At 53.4% G+C, this 18,337-nt stretch carries 19 protein-coding genes, 5 tRNA genes and 2 other RNA genes; 5 read left to right on the forward strand and 21 right to left on the reverse strand.

What is annotated here, in order from left to right:
- Nucleotides 1-4 precede the first annotated feature (4 nt).
- The 3 genes from galK to gpmA all read left to right on the forward strand — a co-directional run bounded on the left by galK (nt 5) and on the right by gpmA (nt 3,144).
- Nucleotides 5-1,153 (forward strand): galactokinase, encoded by a 1,149-nt coding sequence (galK, locus tag MUU51_RS19175; RefSeq protein WP_159774118.1) that lies wholly within the window; start codon nt 5-7, stop codon nt 1,151-1,153.
- Nucleotides 1,147-2,187, forward strand: a complete 1,041-nt coding sequence (gene galM / locus MUU51_RS19180) for a galactose-1-epimerase (protein ID WP_258968385.1) — start codon at nt 1,147-1,149, stop codon at nt 2,185-2,187. Before galK ends, galM begins: the two co-directional genes overlap by 7 nt.
- A 204-nt stretch (nt 2,188-2,391) precedes the next feature.
- Complete coding sequence (gpmA, locus tag MUU51_RS19185) at nt 2,392-3,144, forward strand: 2,3-diphosphoglycerate-dependent phosphoglycerate mutase (RefSeq protein ID WP_110510067.1); 753 nt, start codon at nt 2,392-2,394, stop codon at nt 3,142-3,144.
- Between the two features lie 92 nt (nt 3,145-3,236).
- On the opposite strand, the gene aroG is transcribed toward gpmA, so the two are convergent.
- Nucleotides 3,237-4,289 carry a 3-deoxy-7-phosphoheptulonate synthase AroG gene (gene aroG / locus MUU51_RS19190; RefSeq protein ID WP_159774122.1) on the reverse strand — a complete coding sequence of 351 codons (1,053 nt, stop codon included), beginning with the start codon at nt 4,287-4,289 and terminating at the stop codon, nt 3,237-3,239.
- Between the two features lie 318 nt (nt 4,290-4,607).
- On the opposite strand from aroG, the gene MUU51_RS19195 reads away from it, so the two are divergent.
- Together MUU51_RS19195 and zitB are read left to right on the forward strand one after the other, a co-directional pair.
- Nucleotides 4,608-4,985: a YbgS-like family protein gene (locus MUU51_RS19195; protein WP_159774124.1), complete on the forward strand. Its 378-nt coding sequence runs from the start codon at nt 4,608-4,610 to the stop codon at nt 4,983-4,985.
- Nucleotides 4,986-5,104: 119 nt separating this feature from the next.
- Nucleotides 5,105-6,049 (forward strand): CDF family zinc transporter ZitB, encoded by a 945-nt coding sequence (gene zitB, locus MUU51_RS19200; RefSeq protein WP_258968386.1) that lies wholly within the window; start codon nt 5,105-5,107, stop codon nt 6,047-6,049.
- On the opposite strand, the gene pnuC is transcribed toward zitB, so the two are convergent.
- From pnuC to cydA, 20 genes are all read right to left on the reverse strand, one after another.
- Nucleotides 6,046-6,765: a nicotinamide riboside transporter PnuC gene (pnuC, locus tag MUU51_RS19205; protein WP_159774128.1), complete on the reverse strand. Its 720-nt coding sequence runs from the start codon at nt 6,763-6,765 to the stop codon at nt 6,046-6,048. The genes zitB and pnuC overlap by 4 nt on opposite strands.
- A gap of 53 nt (nt 6,766-6,818) precedes the next feature.
- The gene (gene nadA, locus MUU51_RS19210; RefSeq protein WP_159774130.1) at nt 6,819-7,862 is read right to left on the reverse strand and encodes a quinolinate synthase NadA; all 1,044 of its coding nucleotides are present in this window, start codon (nt 7,860-7,862) and stop codon (nt 6,819-6,821) included.
- Between the two features lie 177 nt (nt 7,863-8,039).
- Nucleotides 8,040-8,165: non-coding RNA, RtT sRNA (locus tag MUU51_RS19215), on the reverse strand.
- A 31-nt stretch (nt 8,166-8,196) separates the two neighbouring features.
- Nucleotides 8,197-8,322: non-coding RNA, RtT sRNA (locus MUU51_RS19220), on the reverse strand.
- Between the two features lie 31 nt (nt 8,323-8,353).
- Nucleotides 8,354-8,429, reverse strand: a tRNA-Lys gene (locus tag MUU51_RS19225).
- A 36-nt stretch (nt 8,430-8,465) separates the two neighbouring features.
- Nucleotides 8,466-8,541, reverse strand: a tRNA-Lys gene (locus MUU51_RS19230).
- Nucleotides 8,542-8,693: 152 nt separating this feature from the next.
- Nucleotides 8,694-8,769 (reverse strand) — tRNA-Lys (locus MUU51_RS19235).
- A gap of 3 nt (nt 8,770-8,772) precedes the next feature.
- Nucleotides 8,773-8,848 (reverse strand) — tRNA-Val (locus tag MUU51_RS19240).
- Nucleotides 8,849-8,973: 125 nt separating this feature from the next.
- A tRNA-Lys gene (locus tag MUU51_RS19245) sits at nt 8,974-9,049 on the reverse strand.
- Between the two features lie 165 nt (nt 9,050-9,214).
- Nucleotides 9,215-10,012, reverse strand: coding sequence for a cell division protein CpoB (gene cpoB / locus MUU51_RS19250; protein ID WP_159774132.1), 798 nt, complete (start codon nt 10,010-10,012; stop codon nt 9,215-9,217).
- A 9-nt stretch (nt 10,013-10,021) separates the two neighbouring features.
- Nucleotides 10,022-10,543 (reverse strand): peptidoglycan-associated lipoprotein Pal, encoded by a 522-nt coding sequence (gene pal, locus MUU51_RS19255; RefSeq protein WP_159774134.1) that lies wholly within the window; start codon nt 10,541-10,543, stop codon nt 10,022-10,024.
- Between the two features lie 34 nt (nt 10,544-10,577).
- A complete protein-coding gene (gene tolB, locus MUU51_RS19260; protein ID WP_110510075.1) occupies nt 10,578-11,870 on the reverse strand; it encodes a Tol-Pal system beta propeller repeat protein TolB in 1,293 nt (430 codons plus the stop codon).
- Between the two features lie 131 nt (nt 11,871-12,001).
- Entirely contained in the window at nt 12,002-13,222 is a 1,221-nt protein-coding gene (gene tolA, locus MUU51_RS19265) for a cell envelope integrity protein TolA (protein WP_258968387.1), read from the reverse strand.
- A 36-nt stretch (nt 13,223-13,258) separates the two neighbouring features.
- Entirely contained in the window at nt 13,259-13,690 is a 432-nt protein-coding gene (gene tolR, locus MUU51_RS19270; protein WP_110510077.1) for a colicin uptake protein TolR, read from the reverse strand.
- 3 nt (nt 13,691-13,693) lie between these two features.
- Nucleotides 13,694-14,386, reverse strand: coding sequence for a Tol-Pal system protein TolQ (tolQ, locus tag MUU51_RS19275; protein ID WP_159774136.1), 693 nt, complete (start codon nt 14,384-14,386; stop codon nt 13,694-13,696).
- Nucleotides 14,383-14,787, reverse strand: coding sequence for a tol-pal system-associated acyl-CoA thioesterase (gene ybgC / locus MUU51_RS19280; protein WP_110510079.1), 405 nt, complete (start codon nt 14,785-14,787; stop codon nt 14,383-14,385). The genes tolQ and ybgC overlap by 4 nt, the downstream gene beginning before the upstream one ends.
- A gap of 275 nt (nt 14,788-15,062) precedes the next feature.
- On the reverse strand, nt 15,063-15,356 hold the full coding sequence (gene ybgE / locus MUU51_RS19285) for a cyd operon protein YbgE (protein ID WP_110510081.1): 294 nt from the start codon (nt 15,354-15,356) through the stop codon (nt 15,063-15,065).
- Nucleotides 15,356-15,463 carry a cytochrome bd-I oxidase subunit CydX gene (gene cydX / locus MUU51_RS19290; protein WP_110510082.1) on the reverse strand — a complete coding sequence of 36 codons (108 nt, stop codon included), beginning with the start codon at nt 15,461-15,463 and terminating at the stop codon, nt 15,356-15,358. Before cydX ends, ybgE begins: the two co-directional genes overlap by 1 nt.
- 14 nt (nt 15,464-15,477) lie before the next feature.
- Nucleotides 15,478-16,617 carry a cytochrome d ubiquinol oxidase subunit II gene (gene cydB / locus MUU51_RS19295; protein WP_159774138.1) on the reverse strand — a complete coding sequence of 380 codons (1,140 nt, stop codon included), beginning with the start codon at nt 16,615-16,617 and terminating at the stop codon, nt 15,478-15,480.
- A gap of 15 nt (nt 16,618-16,632) precedes the next feature.
- Nucleotides 16,633-18,201 (reverse strand): cytochrome ubiquinol oxidase subunit I, encoded by a 1,569-nt coding sequence (gene cydA / locus MUU51_RS19300; protein ID WP_159774426.1) that lies wholly within the window; start codon nt 18,199-18,201, stop codon nt 16,633-16,635.
- Nucleotides 18,202-18,337: the final 136 nt, after the last annotated feature.

Below are 18,337 nucleotides of genomic sequence, written 5' to 3' on the forward strand. Positions count from 1 at the left end.
AATAATGAGTCTGAAAGAGAAAACCCTGTCCCTGTTTGCTGAGAAATTTGGCTACCCTGCCAACCATACGATTCAGGCGCCTGGCCGCGTGAACCTGATCGGCGAACACACCGACTACAACGATGGTTTCGTGCTGCCCTGCGCCATTGATTACCAGACGGTGATCAGCTGCTCGCCGCGTGAAGACAGAACCGTGCGTGTCATCGCAGCCGATTACGAAAACCAGACCGACGAATTCTCGCTTGATGCGCCAATCATCAGCCACGATACCCAGCAGTGGTCCAACTACGTGCGCGGCGTGGTGAAACATCTGCAAAAGCGTAACCGCAATTTCGGCGGCGTCGATATGGTCATCAGCGGCGACGTGCCACAGGGCGCGGGCTTGAGCTCTTCTGCCTCGCTTGAAGTGGCGGTCGGTACTGTTTTCCAGCAGTTGTATCATCTGCCGCTCGACGGCGCGCAAATTGCGCTGAACGGCCAGGAAGCGGAGAACCAGTTTGTTGGCTGTAACTGCGGCATTATGGATCAGCTGATTTCTGCGCTGGGCAAGAAAGACCACGCGCTGCTGCTGGACTGCCGTTCGCTCGGTACCAAAGCCGTGTCGATGCCGAAAGGCGCGGCGGTTATCATCATTAACAGTAACTTCAAGCGCACCCTGGTCGGCAGCGAGTACAACACCCGCCGCGAACAGTGTGAAACCGGCGCCCGCTTCTTCCAGCAGCCCGCTTTACGCGATGTGTCGCTGGAAAAATTCAACGCCGTGGCGCATGAGCTGGACCCTATCGTTGCCAAACGCGTGCGTCACGTATTGACCGAAAACGCCCGTACGGTTGAAGCCGCGTCAGCGCTGGAGAAAGGCGACCTGAAACGCATGGGCGAACTGATGGCAGAATCACACGCGTCAATGCGCGATGATTTTGAAATCACCGTTCCACAGATTGATACGCTGGTCGAGATTGTGAAAGCCACCATCGGCGATCAGGGCGGCGTGCGAATGACCGGCGGCGGTTTTGGCGGCTGCATCGTGGCGCTGGTACCAGAAGCGCTGGTGCCGACAGTGAAAGAGGCTGTCGCTAAGCAATATGAAGCGAAAACCGGCATCAAAGAAACCTTCTACGTCTGCAAAGCATCACAAGGAGCGGGCCAGTGCTAAAAGAAATTCCCACTCTGGCGCCAGATGGCCTGCCCTTCCGCCTGCTTACCCTGCGCAATAGCGCGGGGATGGTCGTGACATTAATGGACTGGGGCGCAACGCTGCTGTCCGCGCGCATTCCGATGCAGGACAGTTCGGTACGCGAAGCTCTTCTCGGCTGCGCCAGCCCGGAACAGTATTCGCAGCAGGCGGCGTTTTTGGGTGCGTCGATTGGTCGTTACGCCAACCGCATCGCCGACAGCCGTTTTACCCTCACCGGCACGACCTATGAACTGGCCCCGAGCCAGGGCCCGAACCAGCTGCACGGTGGCCCGGAAGGGTTTGATAAGCGTCGCTGGCAGGTTGTGAATCAGAATGATGAATCAGTGTTGTTTGCGCTGGAATCTGCCGATGGTGACCAGGGTTTCCCAGGAAATCTTAGCGCCACAGCGCATTACCGTCTGACCGAAGACAACCGTATTGCCATTGAATACCGAGCCACGGTGGATAAAGCCTGCCCGGTAAACCTGACCAACCACGTCTATTTCAACCTTGATGGCGGTCAGAGCGACGTGCGCAAACATAAGCTGCACATTGCGGCTGAGGCGTATCTGCCGGTAGATAACATGGGTATTCCGCGCACTGGCCTGAAAGACGTGGCGCAAACCAGCTTCGATTTCCGCCAGCCCAAAATCATTGCCAGCGAGTTCCTGAGCGATGACGATCAGCGTCAGATGAAAGGCTACGACCATGCCTTTTTACTCTCGACCCAGGGCGAACTGTCGCAGGCCGCCGCGACCGTCTGGTCTGCGGATGAAAAGCTGCAGCTGAAAGTCTACACCACCGCGCCGGCGCTTCAGTTCTACACCGGTAATTATCTCGGCGGCACACTGTCGCGCGAAACCGAGCCGTATGCCGACTGGCAAGGGCTGGCGCTCGAAAGCGAATGTCTGCCTGACAGCCCAAATCACCCGGAATTCCCACAGCCGGACTGCGTGCTGCTGCCGGGGGAAGAATACGTCAGCATCACCGAATACCAGTTTACCTCGTTGTAATCTCTGCCCTCCGTCAGGAGGGCTTTTTTTTCGCCAGATTGCTGAAAGTAGCGCCAGTCAACGACAAAAAGACAACGTCCAATTCACAAGCCGCTTACACTACGTCGCTATTTTCGCTATGGTTAAGGATAAGCGTTGCCGTCCGTCGCGAGGCGGCAATATAATGAGAATTGTTATCATTCAATCTAGTTCAGGAGTAACAGTATGGCTGTAACTAAGCTTGTGCTTGTTCGCCACGGCGAAAGCCAGTGGAATAATGAAAACCGCTTCACCGGTTGGTATGACGTTGATCTGTCTGAGAAAGGCGTTGGCGAAGCGAAAGCAGCAGGGAAACTGTTGAAGGACGAAGGCTTCAGCTTTGATTTTGCTTACACCTCTGTGCTGAAACGTGCCATCCACACCCTGTGGAACGTACTGGACGAACTGGATCAGGCCTGGCTGCCGGTTGAGAAATCCTGGAAACTGAACGAGCGTCACTACGGCGCGTTGCAGGGTCTGAACAAAGCAGAAACCGCTGAAAAATACGGTGATGAGCAGGTTAAGCAGTGGCGTCGTGGTTTTGCCATTACCCCGCCAGAACTGACCAAAGATGACGAGCGCTACCCGGGCCACGATCCGCGCTACGCGCAGCTGACCGACAAAGAGCTGCCGGTAACAGAAAGCCTGGCGCTGACTATCGACAGGGTTGTGCCTTACTGGAACGAAACCATTCTGCCACGCCTGAAAAGCGGCGAGCGCGTGATCATCGCCGCTCACGGTAACTCCCTGCGTGCGCTGGTGAAATACCTGGACCACATGGGTGAAGACGAAATTCTCGAACTGAACATCCCAACTGGCGTACCGCTGGTGTATGAGTTCGACGAAAACTTCAAGCCTATCAAACACTACTATCTGGGTAACGCTGACGAAATCGCAGCTAAAGCAGCTGCCGTTGCCAACCAGGGTAAAGCGAAGTAAGTTTTCGCCAGACATAAAAAAAGCGTGGAGCATTCCACGCTTTTTTATTGCCCGCTATTCAGCAAATCCGCCCGTTTTACCGGGCGTTGAGCTTAACCGCGACGCGCTTTAACGGCGTTAGCCAGCTGGCGCAGAACCGCGTCGGTGTCGTCCCAGCCAATGCAGGCATCAGTGATGCTTTTGCCGTAGGTCAGCGGCTCACCGCCTTCCAGATTCTGATTACCTTCCACCAGATGGCTTTCAATCATCACGCCGACAATCGCTTTCTCGCCGGAAGCAATCTGACCCGAAACGTCGGTCGCTACGTCCATCTGCTTTTTGAATTGCTTGCTGGAGTTGGCGTGACTGAAATCGATCATCACCTGAGATGGCAGGCCTGCTTTCTGCAGCCCTTCTTTGACCATTGCCACGTGATGCGCGCTGTAGTTTGGTTCTTTACCACCGCGCAGGATGATGTGGCAGTCGCCATTCCCGCTGGTGTTCACAATCGCCGAATGGCCCCATTTGGTGACCGACAGGAAACAGTGCGGCGCACCGGCAGCGTTGATCGCGTCAATCGCCACTTTGATGGTGCCATCAGTACCGTTCTTGAAGCCAACCGGGCAAGAAAGACCGGAAGCCAGCTCACGGTGAACCTGAGATTCCGTTGTGCGCGCGCCGATTGCGCCCCAGCTCATCAGGTCAGCCATGTACTGCGGGGTAATCATGTCGAGGAACTCGCCCGCCGCTGGCAAACCGCTGTCGTTGATTTCCAGCAGCAGCTTACGCGCAATACGCAGGCCGTCATTGATCTGGAAGCTGTTGTCCATGTGCGGATCGTTAATCAGCCCTTTCCAGCCCACGGTGGTACGCGGCTTCTCGAAATAGACGCGCATGACGATTTCCAGCTCGCCTTTCAGCTCATCGCGCAGCGTGAGCAGACGGTTCGCGTATTCCTTCGCTGCCACAGGATCGTGAATCGAGCACGGACCAATCACCACCAACAGGCGATCGTCGTTACCTTTGAGGATCTTGTGGATCGCTTTACGCGCGTGAGAAACCGTGTTGGCCGCATTTTCAGTGGCAGGGAATTTCTCAAGGAGCGCTACAGGAGGTAATAACTCATTGATCTCTTTAATGCGTAAGTCGTCGTTCTGATAATTCATGATCTTTCCAGCGTTGCCATACTTATATAATTGAGTGCAATGCCTTCAATCTAACTTGTCGGCCTGAAAGTGTAAACGGGCTTTTACACTCGAGCAGGATAATTCCTGGAATTCCCCTAAAAAACACCAGAAAGTAGCGAGAAGTGAGATCTCCGCTACACTTTTTAAGTGTAAATGCTGAGATTTAAATCTTTAACGGGATTCCAGACTGACATAAATCAGTATTGCGGAATCTTTAGCCATGTCGCGACGCGCACAGGCAGTTATGCACTGTTGGAAGAAGTTATCCGACCTAACGACCATAACAGGAGCATCCCCATGAAAAACAATACACTGGCAACGATTTTCCTGACAGCAACCCTTTCGATGATAAGCGGGGCGGCTTTCGCTGCCGACAGCGCTTCCGATAACAACGGCCAGGCGAATTCTGCGGCCGATGCGGGTCAGATGGCACCCGATGCCCATCAGAATATTGCGCCAAATGGTGTCGATAACAGCAATGTGAACACGCAGTCCAGCGGCACGATGTTGCACCCGAACGGATCCAGCAGTGATGCGCAGCACATGAGCAAAGATGAGATCCACAAAAACTCGATGTGTAAAGACGGTAAATGCCCGGATATCAACAAGAAAGTTGAAACCGGTGACGGCATGAACAACGATGTGAATACCAAAACCGATGGTACTACGCAGTAATCCCCGTTCCGCCCTTCCCCAAAAGGAGAGCCTTGCTCTCCTTTTTTATTTGTATGCGAAATGGCTAAATATCTGTAATCATGTCATGCACTAACACTTAAATTTGGCAGGATTTGTGTATGGCGCATTCACATTCCCACACCCCATCACCGCAGGCCGATAACGGGAACGCTCGCCGTTTGCTGCTGGCGTTCCTCATTACCGCAGGCTTTATGGTAGTCGAAGTGATCGGCGGGCTTATCTCCGGTTCACTGGCGCTGCTGGCCGATGCCGGGCACATGCTGACCGACGCCGCCGCATTGCTCTTCGCGCTGATGGCGGTGCATTTCGCTCGCCGTCCACCGAATTCACGCCACACTTTTGGCTGGCTGCGACTGACGACCCTTGCTGCGTTCGTGAATGCGATCGCTTTGGTATTGATAACGGTCCTGATTGTCTGGGAAGCGATCGTGCGTTTCCGCCATCCGCAGCCTGTCGCTGGCGCAACCATGATGATCATCGCCATAGCAGGTCTGTTAGCCAATATTCTGTCATTCTGGATTTTGCATCGCGGGAGCGAGGAGAAAAACCTGAACGTGCGCGCCGCAGCCCTGCATGTTCTCGGTGATTTGCTCGGTTCTGTGGGAGCGATTGTCGCGGCCATCGTCATCCTGACCACCAGCTGGACGCCCATTGACCCGATTTTGTCCATTCTGGTGTCATGCCTGGTGCTGCGCAGCGCCTGGCAACTGCTGAAAGAGAGCGTGAATGAACTGCTGGAAGGTGCGCCCGGCTCGCTGGATATCGGCGCGCTCAAGCGCGGGCTGCGCCGTGAAATCCCGGAAGTGCGCGATGTGCATCATGTTCACATCTGGCTGGTCGGTGAAAAACCGGTGATGACCTTACACGTGCACGTGATTCCGCCGCACGATCACGACGGGCTGCTGGATAAAATCCAGCACTATCTGGAACATAATTATCAGATAGCGCATGCCACTATCCAGATGGAATACCAGCCCTGTAGCGGCCCAGAATGCCATCTTAACGAAACACAGGCCGAACACCCGCACCATCACCACCATTAATTGGAAAGCGCGCGAGAGCCTCGTTCACGCGCGCTATTAATCCACATCCGGCTCCCATTCAGCGCGATAAACGTCAACAGCAGATATTCGAGCGACATCGCATACACGCCCTGTCGCGCAAAAATTACCACGCTGATAACGTTGATAATCACCCACAGCAGCCAGTTTTCGACGTATTTGCGGGTCATCAGGATCATCGCCACAATCGATAACACCATCATGCAGGAATCCCAGAACGGGAAGGCATCCGGCTGCAGTTCGGGCATCGCGACGTTTAGCCCCACGCTTTGCATGACTGAGACCGCCACACGGGTCAGGAAGGCAAAAACAGGATTGATAAACACGGTCATCAGCCCGATGGCCACCACGCACACCGCCAGCCAGGCAAGCGCTTTGCGTAATGGCAACCAACGGATTTGCAGTTCAGCCTGATTCTGGCTGGTTTGCCGCGACCAGGCATACCAGCCGTAAATATTCGCAGCGAAGAAAAACAGCTGCAGCAACAGGCTGGCATAGAGTTGAATCTGGAAAAAGATTATCGCGAATAGCGTGACGTTAAGCAGGCCAAAAGCGTAGTTGCTGATTTTCTCAAGGCTGGCAAGCCAGATACAGAGCAGGCCGGCCACGGTTCCCACCGCCTCAATCCACGACAGGTCGTAACCGCCTGCGCCTATCGGGATGTGGACCAGAATATTTTGTGTACTGAAGAAATCCATTTTATCTCCGTCCTGTCAGCCAAAAGGTTTTATGGGCGTGCTGATGAACATGTTTATGAACGTAGTGTAGCTGCAAAATCCAGCATCCGATTAAGCGGCAGCAAAGCACGCTCTCGCAGCGCGGCATCAACATGTATCTCATGTTCAGCGCCACCGTGTTCCAGGCCGTCTGCGATGGCTTTCAGGCCGTTCATAGCCATCCACGGGCAATGTGCGCAGCTACGACAGGTCGCGCCCTCTCCCGCGGTTGGCGCTTCCAGCAATTCCTTATCGGGTACCGCCTGCTGCATCTTATAGAAAATCCCACGGTCGGTGGCGACGATCAGCTGCGGATTAGGCAACGTTTTCGCAGCCGTAATCAGCTGGCTGGTTGAACCTACCGCGTCGGCCATATCGACAATCGACTGTGGTGACTCCGGATGTACCAGAATCGCCGCCTCGGGATACAGCGCCTTCATGCGGGCCAGCGCCTGCGTTTTAAACTCGTCATGCACGATACATGCGCCCTGCCAGCAAAGCACGTCTGCGCCAGTCTGCTTTTGGACGTAACGACCCAGATGACGATCCGGGGCCCAGATAATTTTCTCTCCGAGGCTGTCCAGATGTTCAATCAGTTCAACAGCAATGCTCGACGTGACCACCCAGTCAGCGCGTGCTTTGACCGCGGCTGAAGTATTGGCGTACACCACTACCGTGCGATCCGGGTGGGCATCACAGAATTTATTGAATTCATCAATCGGACAGCCCAGATCGAGGGAGCATTCTGCATTCAGCGTTGGCATCAGAATGGTTTTTTCCGGGCTGAGGATTTTTGCCGTTTCGCCCATGAAGCGCACGCCTGCGACCAGCAGCGTGGAGGCCGAGTGTCGAGCGCCGAAACGCGCCATTTCGAGGGAGTCTGAAATACAGCCGCCCGTTTCCTCTGCCAGCTGCTGGATTTCCGGGTCGGTATAGTAGTGCGCGACCATGACCGCATCTTTCTCTTTAAGAAGACGCTTTATCTTTTCGCGATAAAAATGCTTTTCATCCGCGCTGAGTGGCACGGGCTTCGGCGGGAAGGGATAAATTGCGGCTTCCGGATCAAACATTACGCTCATCTTGGGCTTCTCGTTTTACTGGCTTAACCAAACCATCGCCAATCGGCAGTGTTTTGCGAGTACTTAGGTGATGGTGTTTTATATACTAAACAAGATAGCGAAAATCTGGGGAATTGTCGTGGGGAATTTGTTGAACCGTAGAAAAGCAAAAGGCGCCTTTAGGGCGCCTTTCTACATTGGTGGGTCGTGCAGGATGATTCGCTTCGCTCACCCTTCGGGACGTCGCCGCAAACGGCTCCGTTGTCTCACTGCGTTCGACTCGAACCTGATGCAGGTTCTCATCCTGCCCGAATCGTATATAGCAAAAAGGCGCCTTTAGAGCGCCTTTCTACATTGGTGGGTCGTGCAGGATGATTCGCTTCGCTCGCCCTTCGGGCCGTCGCCGCAAACAGCTCCGTTGTCTCACTGCGTTCGACTCGAACCTGCAGCAGGTTCTCATCCTGCCCGAATCGTATATAGCAAAAAGGCGCCTTTAGGGCGCCTTTCTACATTGGTGGGTCGTGCAGGATTCGAACCTGCGACCAATTGATTAAAAGTCAACTGCTCTACCAACTGAGCTAACGACCCCTTTCGGGATTTTCTTCGAAGACGCCACTGAGAAGATGGTGGGTCGTGCAGGATTCGAACCTGCGACCAATTGATTAAAAGTCAACTGCTCTACCAACTGAGCTAACGACCCATAAGGTCTTGCTTCGAAGAGGTACTACTTCACACTCGTCACCATCTCAAAGATGGTGGGGCGTGCAGGATGACTCGACTTCGTCTCGCCCTTCGGGCCGTTGCTTGCGCAACGTTATCCTTCACGCTTAACATCTGAGTAAGATGTTAAATTGGTGGGTCGTGCAGGATTCGAACCTGCGACCAATTGATTAAAAGTCAACTGCTCTACCAACTGAGCTAACGACCCGAGTGGTGGGTGATGACGGGATCGAACCGCCGACCCCCTCCTTGTAAGGGAGGTGCTCTCCCAGCTGAGCTAATCACCCGATACTGCGCTGGATACTTCTTTTAGTGGTGGGTCGTGCAGGATGACTCGACTTCGTCTCGCCCTTCGGGCCGTTGCTTGCGCAACGTTATCCTTCACGTTTTACAATCGCATCCACTAAGCGATTGGTGGGTCGTGCAGGATTCGAACCTGCGACCAATTGATTAAAAGTCAACTGCTCTACCAACTGAGCTAACGACCCACTATTTCCGCGGCTTTCAGGATGTTTGATATCCCTTGGCAACGGCGGCATATATTACTGGTTTCAGATTTGAGCGCAACTAAAATTTCGAACAACTGCGCTTAACTGCTTATGATTCAGGCGGCATGACCAGAAATACTTCAATTTCAGGTCATGCCGTAAGCATCAGAGTCCACTCAGGCGTTTTTGCGCTTGTTTAGCGCCTTCAGTGCCTGGGTATTTGGTGACCACCTGCTGATAAACCGCTTTGGCTTTCGCAGTGTCGCCTTTGTCCTGCATGATGACGCCAACTTTAAACATCGCGTCTGCAGCTTTTGGGGATTTCGGGTAATTTTTCACCACTGAGGCAAAATAATACGCCGCATCATCTTTTTTACCCTTGTTGTAATTCAACTGTCCGAGCCAGTAATTGGCATTCGGTTGATAAGTTGAGTCAGGGTATTTTTTGATGAAGTTCTGAAATGCCGCAATCGCGTCATCCTGGCGAGAGCTGTCTTTCACCAGCGCGATCGCCGCGTTGTAATCCGTATTGGCATCACCGCTTTGCACCGGCACACCGGACGCCCCAGCGCCTGCTGCTGGCGCTGGAGTAGTCGCTGTCGCAGTCCCACTCTGATCGCTCGCTGCTGGCTGTGCTGGCGTCGCAGTAGCGCCGCTGCTCATCCCATCAAGCTGGGTCTGGATCTGCTTTTGGCGATCGACGGCCTGATTGAGCTGATATTGGCTTTCCTGGATTTGACCACGCAGGGAATCAATATCGGCCTGGTTGTCCTGGAGCTGCTGCTGGAGTTGAGTCAAAAGTTGACTATGAGCGTTGGAAATACGCTCGAGTTGAGTGACACGGTCTTCGACCGAGCCTGAGCCGACACTACTGATTGGCGCCTGAGCATTAGCGGCCCAAGGGGCCGCTATGCCAACCAGTAACGACAGACTCAACAAATGATGTCTGAAGTTACTGCTCATGCAATTCTCTTAGTAAACCAGTACGGCACGACGGTTTTTGGAGTAAGCCGCTTCGTCGTGACCCAGTACTGCAGGTTTTTCTTTACCGTAAGAAACGATGGAGATCTGATCCGCTGAAACGCCTTTACCCTGCAGGTACATTTTAACAGCGTTTGCACGACGTTCGCCCAGGGCGATGTTGTACTCAGGAGTACCACGTTCGTCAGCATGACCTTCTACGGTGACTTTGTAAGATGGGTTGCTACGCAGGAAGTTAGCGTGCGCATCCAGCATCGCAGCGAAGTCAGAACGGATATCGTACTTGTCGAGATCGAAGTAAACGATGTTGTTCTGCTGCAGCTGCTGCATCTGCAGACGAGCCTGCTCTTCGGAAGACATATTGCCTTGACCGTTAGCGTCCATACCAGTGCCGGCACCAGTCAAGCCTTCGCCGCTCTGATCGTTGCTTGCATTCTTATTGGAAGAACACGCTGCGATAGCCATAACTGGCAGAGCGATCAACAGTCCTTTCAGCACTTTGTTCAGTTGCATTTCTTTGATTCCTATAATATTCAATTAATTATTATTACAGATACGGCGACCAGGCAGGGAATTTAACCTGTCCATCAGTAGCCGGAAGACGCGCCTTGAAACGCCCATCTGTAGAAACCAGATTCAGCACAGATCCCATCCCCTGAGAAGAGCTGTAGATAACCATTGTGCCGTTCGGTGCCAGACTTGGCGTTTCATCCAGGAACGTTGACGACAGAACCTGTACGCCACCCGCTGCCAGATCTTGTTTGGCAATGTGCTGCTGGCCATTAGCCGAGCTCACCATCACCATGAATTTACCGTCAGTGCTCACGTCAGCATCCTGGTTCTGAGAACCTTCCCAGGAAATACGCTGCGGAGTACCGCCATTAACATTAACTTTATACACCTGCGGACGACCGGCCTGGTCAGAGGTAAAGGCCAGGTTCTGACTGTCCGGGAACCAGGTTGGTTCGGTATTGTTGCTGCGACCGTTCGTAATCTGGCTGATTTGACCCGAGCCCAGATCCATCACATACAGGTTCAGGCTACCGGTTTTCGACAATGCGAAGGCCAGTTTAGAACCATCAGGTGAGAACGTTGGCGCACCGTTGTGCTGCGGGAACGAAGCAACCTGACGAATAGCGCCGTTTGCCAGCGTCTGAATAACCAGTGCTGAACGACCGCTTTCGAAGGTGACATACGCAAGCTTAGAGCCATCCGGAGACCACGCCGGGGACATCAGCGGCTGCGGAGAACGGTGAACGACAAACTGGTTGTAACCGTCGTAGTCAGATACGCGCAGCTCGTACGGGAACTGGCCGCCGTTGGTCTGCACCACGTAAGCGATACGGGTACGGAACGCACCTTTAATGCCGGTCAGCTTCTCGAACACTTCATCACTGGCAGTATGGCCCGCATAACGCAGCCATTGCTTGTTCACTTTGTACGAGTTCTGAGCCAGAACGGTACCCGGTGCACCGCCGGTATCCACCAGCTGGTAAGCAACGGTGTAAGAGCCGTCCGGGTTAGGCGTAACCTGACCGACAACAACGGCATCAATGCCGAGTGCAGACCATGCCGCCGGTTGAACTTCCTGTGCACTACCCGGCTGCTGTGGCAGTCGAGAGCGATCAAGCGGGTTAAATTTACCGCTGTTGCGAAGGTCTGCAGCCACAATGCCGCCGATATCTTCAGGTGCAGCGCCAGGGCCTGCCCATTTAAATGGCGCAACGCCGATTGGGCGTGCCGAATCCACCCCTTGAGTGATTTCGATACGTACTTCTGCGTGCAGCACAGCTGCCCACAGCATCAGAAAACCAAATGCTACTCGTAATGCCTGCTTCATCATATCTCCCTTATCCAGGCGGAAAGCCCACGATAATTTAGCAGAATGTTAACAAACTCAAATACACAAAACTACCAAAACCCTGTGACTTGCCTGGTTCATTTTTCCCCGCGCAAACGGGGAAATCTGAATTACGGTTTGAAGTCCAGTGGCGCATTTTTGAATACTTCATATACGGCTTCTGACGGCGGTTTCGGGAACTTCGCTTGCCTTGCTGCTGCCAGTGCGGCAGTACAAAGCGCCGGATCCCCCCCCTCAGACGTGATATTCGCTAACGTACCGTCCGTATTCAGCTTGATACGTAATGTACATACCTTACCGGTATACGAAGAAGCATCATAAAAACGGCTTTCGATGGCTGATTTTATCTGCCCGGCATAGTTACTGATATCAGCGCCTGATGCGCCATTGTTCTTAGTGTTACCGCTTCCGGCCGCGGCGGCATTACTTCCTTTCGCCCCACCACCGGTTTTCGGTGCATTCTTACCTGAACTGAGATCACCCAGCAGGTCGTCGACACCAGAAGCATCTTTTGCTTCGGCTGCTTTCTTGGCTGCGGCAGCTTTAGCCGCAGCGGCTTTGGCGGCAGCCTTTTCTGCTGCTTTCTCGGCAGCGGCAGCTTTGTCTGCGGCCGCTTTATCGGCGGCGGCTTTCTCTGCAGCGGCTGCTTTCGCCGCAGAAGCTTTTTCAGCGGCAGCGGCTTTCTTCGCGGCATCCGCGGTGGCTTTCTTCTCAGCGTCTTGCTGAGCTTTCTTCGCCGCCTCGGCTTCTGCTTTTTTCTGTGCATCAGCAGCGGCTTTAGTCGCTTCTGCTTCGGCTTTTTTCTGAGCATCAGCGGCGGCTTTCTTCGCGGCTTCTGCTGCAACTTTTGCCTGTGAATCCGCTTTGGCTTTCGCCAATGCAGCGGCTTTCACTGCGGCTTCTTCCGCCTGTTTCTGCTGCTCTTGCGCTTTCTTCGTAGACTCTTCAGCCTGCTTCTGCGCATCAGCCTGCTTACTGGCTTCTTCCTGTGCCTTCAGACGTTCTTGTTCGAGCTGTTTCAGGCGTTCCTGCTCGGCGGACTGCTTTTCACGCATTTCTTCCGCCTGCTGCTGTGCCTGTTTTTCACGCTGCTCTTCGGCACGACGCGCACTGGCCTGCTGATTCTGTTGACGATTATAGTTCTGAACGACCGCACCTGGATCGACCATTACCGCGTCAATAGACGAGCCACCGCCTCCGCCTGCCGAAGCATCTATGTGCTCATCGAACGAACTCCAAATCAGCAGTGCAATCAGAATGATATGCAGAATGACTGAGACGATGATCGCGCGTTTAAGCTTTTCGTTTTGTTGCTCGGTTGCCTTTGACACTCTCGGTTCCCAAAAACTGTTAGCCTGTCAGGCGGGTCAGATTGGCTGGGTCATTAAACCCACTGATTTCACACCCGCGCTGTGCAACAGGTTCAGCGCTTTAATGATTTCATCGTAAGGCACATCTTTCGCGCCACCGATCAGGAAGACGGTTTTCGGATTTTCTTGCAGATGACGCTGAGCTTCAGCAACCACCTGCTCTGGCGGCAATTGTGGCATCTTATCCTGACCCACATTGACGCTATACTGTCCGATTCCGGAAACTTCCACAATCACCGGCGGATCGTCATTGGTGCTGACGGCCTGAGACTCTGTTGCATCTGGAAGATCGACTTCCACGCTCTGCGTAATGATCGGCGCTGTCGCCATGAAGATCAGCAACAGCACCAGCAACACATCAAGCAGCGGAACGATGTTAATTTCGGACTTCAGCTCGCGACGTCCGCGTCCACGACGTGCTCTGGCCATGGCTTACCCCTTGTTGCTTTCGCTGCTGGTAAACGCCTGACGGTGCAGAATCGCGGTGAACTCTTCCATAAAGTTGTCGTAGTTCAGCTCCAGTTTATTCACGCGCTGGTTCAGGCGGTTGTACGCCATTACCGCCGGGATTGCCGCGAACAGACCAATCGCCGTAGCGATCAGAGCTTCTGCGATACCCGGTGCGACCATCTGCAGCGTCGCCTGTTTTACCGCGCCGAGTGCGATGAAGGCGTGCATGATCCCCCACACCGTACCAAACAGGCCGATATACGGGCTGATGGAACCCACGGTGCCAAGGAATGGAATGTGGTTTTCAAGGTTTTCCAGTTCACGGTTCATGGAGATACGCATCGCACGCGAGGCCCCTTCCACGACAGCTTCCGGTGCATGGCTGTTCGCCCGATGCAAACGCGCAAACTCTTTGAAACCGCTGTAGAAGATTTGCTCTGAGCCGGTCAAATTATCGCGACGGCCTTGGCTCTCCTGATACAGACGAGAGAGTTCAATCCCAGACCAGAACTTGTCTTCGAACGCTTCAGCTTCGCGGCTGGCGGTGTTAAGGATGCGCGTTCTCTGGATGATGATTGCCCAGGACGCGATTGAAAAACCAATCAAAATGAACATGATAAGTTTAACCAGAAGGCTCGCCTTCAGGAACAAATCAAGGATATTCATGTCAGTCACTGCTTAAACTCCGCGACAATAGACTTGGGAAGCGCACGAGGCTTCATTAAGAGTGGATCAACACAGACAATCAGTACTTCAGCTTCGTTGAGTACCTTGTTTTCTGCGTTGACAATCCGCTGCGTGAACACCAGAGAGGTGCCCCGCATCGCTGTAATTTCCGTTTGGACTTCGAGCATGTCATCGAGTCTTGCAGCGGCGAAATACTCCAGCGTCATCTTGCGTACCACAAAGGCAACGCGTTCGGCCAACAGAACCTGCTGGCTAAAGTGATGGTGGCGCAGCATCTCAGTGCGTGCTCTTTCATAAAAAGCGACGTAGCTGGCGTGGTAAACCACACCACCGGCATCGGTGTCTTCATAATAGACACGAACCGGCCATCGAAATATATACTGACTCATTCAGGCTGCCTCTTTGTTGGCGTCGACCACTCACCCCAGTCACTTACTGATGTAAGTTCCAGGGGATTCCCGGTCTTGCCGCCTCGACGCATCATGAATGATTTTGTATATAGCGTTGTATTCACTTTACATCCCGGTAATGCAACAAATGTGTAGGCCTTTCAAACTTCGCTACTATACGCGCGGGAATGCTGGTTTGGAATGGGAGAAAGTAAACGGAGAGTAAATTTTTATGGGCTTGTACAAGCCCATAACGATTAACGGATGTTTCTGAATCAGGCGAAGAAGAAAAACAGTCCGGCGAGGAGAACAAGGTCGGCAATCAGCGGGCAGAAAATGCCCTGCCAGTGAATCGCCTTCGGGCGAAAACCGACGCCATGAATCACACCAGCACACACGGCCCACATGATCAAAAAACCGTGCCAGATTTCCAGTTCGCTGGTTTTCGCCGCAAAGCGCGACGGGTCCCAGATAACGCACCCTGCTAAAACCAGTGCCATCAGTAACGAAAGGGCCCGTAATGGGCCCTTATCCATTACCGCATATAACATCGCGATAATTTTACTCATTAATGATCTTCTTGTTGTCCAGACTCAATGTGCTCGAGCGCCAGTGCGGTGATCACACCAAATGCACAAGCAAGCAGCGTTCCCAGAATCCATGCGAAGTACCACATACGTTGCTCCTTACTTAGTACAGAGAATGGGTGTTGCGTTCAATGTCTTCTTTGGTGATACGACCAAACATCTTCCAGTAACACCAGGTGGTGTACAGCAGGATAATCGGAACGAACACCATGGCCGCGTAAGTCATCACGTTCAGCGTCAACTGGCTGGAGGTGGAATCCCACATGGTCATACTTGCATTCAGCATGGTGCTGGAAGGCATGATGAACGGGAACATGGCTACACCGGCAGTCAGGATGATGCACGCCAGAGTCAGTGAAGAGAAGATGAACGCCCAGGCGCCCTTCTCCGCACGTGACATGACAACAGTCAGCAGCGGCAGAACCACACCCAAAGCTGGGATTACCCACAGAATCGGCATGTTTTTAAAGTTCACCAGCCACGCACCGGCTTCACGAACCACTTCCTTTGTCAGCGGGTTAGACGGTGCCGTATGGTCCAGCGCAGATTTCACCACGTAGCCATCAATACCGTACATCACCCAAACGCCTGCCAGTGCGAAGCACACCAGCGTAACCAGCGCTGCAACCTGAGAAGTCGCACGAGCACGCAGATGCAGCTCGCCAACGGTACGCATTTGCAGATAGGTCGCGCCCTGAGTCAGGATCATCGCCACGCTAACAATACCGGCCAGCAGACCAAACGGGTTCAGCAGCTGGAAGAAATTGCCGGTGTAATAAAGACGCATGTACTCATCGAGGTGGAACGGAACGCCTTGAAGAAGGTTACCGAACGCTACGCCAATCACCAGCGGTGGAACGAAGCTACCGATGAAGATGCCCCAGTCCCACATGTTGCGCCAGCGTTTGTCTTCAATCTTGGAACGGTAATCAAAACCGACAGGACGGAAGAACAATGATGCCAGCACCAGAATCATCGCCACGTAGAAACCAGAGAACGCCGCAGCGTAGATCATCGGCCAGGCGGCAAACAACGCGCCGCCTGCAGTGATCAGCCACACCTGGTTACCGTCCCAGTGCGGGGCGATGGAGTTGATCATGATTCGACGTTCGGTGTCGTTACGACCGAGGAAACGGGTGAGCATGCCCACCCCCATGTCGAAACCGTCGGCGACCGCAAAGCCAATCAGCAGAATGCCAACCAGCAGCCACCAGATAAAACGCAATACTTCATAATCGAACATTTGACGACTCCTGTCTTAGCGTGCCGGCTGAGTAGACGCTGGGGTCTGCTCAAAGTGGTAACGACCGGTTTTCAGGCTGCTTGGTCCCAGACGTGCAAACTTGAACATCAGGAACATTTCAGCCACCAGGAACACGGTGTAGAGACCACAGATAAGCAGCATCGAGAAAAGCAAATCGCCGGTCGTCAGGGATGAGTTCGCCACAGCGGTTGGCAGAACTTCACCGATAGCCCAAGGCTGACGGCCATATTCCGCCACAAACCAACCGGATTCGATAGCAATCCATGGCAGCGGGATCCCGTACAGCGCGGTGCGCAGCAGCCATTTTTTCTGACCGATACGGTTACGAATCACCGACCAGAACGACGCCGCAATAATCAGCAGCATAATGATGCCGCAGCCAACCATGATACGGAAGGCGAAGTACAGCGGCGCAACCCGAGGAATCGAGTCTTTGGTCGCCAGCTGAATCTGTGCTTCCGTCGCGTCAGAGACGTTCGGGGTATAGCGTTTCAACAACAGACCGTAACCCAGGTCTTTTTTCACACTGTTGAACTCATCGCGAACGGTCTGATCGTTAGAACCAGAACGCAGCTGTTCCAGCAGAGAATACGCTTTCATCCCGTTACGGATACGCTCTTCATGCTGCGCCAGCAGGTCTTTCAGACCAGTAACCTGTTTATCGACCGAGCGGGTAGCAATGATGCCCAGCGCGTAAGGAATTTGAATTGAGAAGTGGTTTTCCTGCGCATCCTGGTCCGGAATACCAAACAACGTAAACGACGCCGGAGCCGGCTGCGTTTCCCATTCAGCTTCAATAGCGGCCAGTTTGGTTTTCTGCACGTCACCCATTTCGTAACCGGATTCATCACCCAGCACGATAACGGAGAGGATAGCCGCCATACCGAAGCTCGCCGCGATGGCGAAAGAGCGCTTAGCGAACGGGAAGTCGCGGTTACGCAGCATATAGTAGGAGCTGATACCCAGGATGAACATCGCGCCACAAACGTAGCCAGAAGCCACGGTATGAACGAATTTCACCTGTGCAACAGGGTTCAGGATAAGCTCAGAGAAGCTCACCATTTCCATGCGCATGGTTTCAAAGTTGAAGTCGGAGGCGACTGGGTTTTGCATCCAGCCGTTCGCGACGAGGATCCACAGCGCGGACATGTTTGAACCCAGCGCAACGAGCCATGTCACCGCCATATGCTGGACTTTGCCCAGACGGTCCCAACCGAAGAAGAACAGACCTACAAAGGTGGATTCGAGGAAGAAGGCCATCAGACCTTCAATGGCCAGCGGCGCACCGAAAATATCGCCCACATAGTGAGAAAAGTAAGACCAGTTAGTCCCGAACTGGAACTCCATGGTCAGACCGGTAGCCACACCCAGCGCAAAGTTGATACCAAACAACTTGCCCCAGAACTTGGTCATATCTTTATAAATCTGTTTGCCGGAAAGGACGTAAACCGTTTCCATAATGGCCAGCAGGAACGCCATACCGAGCGTCAGTGGCACAAAAAGGAAATGGTACATCGCGGTCAAGGCAAACTGTAAGCGCGACAGTTCGACTATATCTAACATCATGACTCCTTGCTCATCGCATGAAGACTCCGAGAGTGGATCCCGTTAGAAAGGATTCACACGCATGCCCCAATACAAATTTATTTGCTTCCCGCTTCGCTGCCGCTGTCACGATGTGAAAACGACGATGAGCAAA

Source organism: Scandinavium manionii (genome assembly GCF_024764775.1).
Lineage (GTDB): Bacteria > Pseudomonadota > Gammaproteobacteria > Enterobacterales > Enterobacteriaceae > Scandinavium > Scandinavium manionii.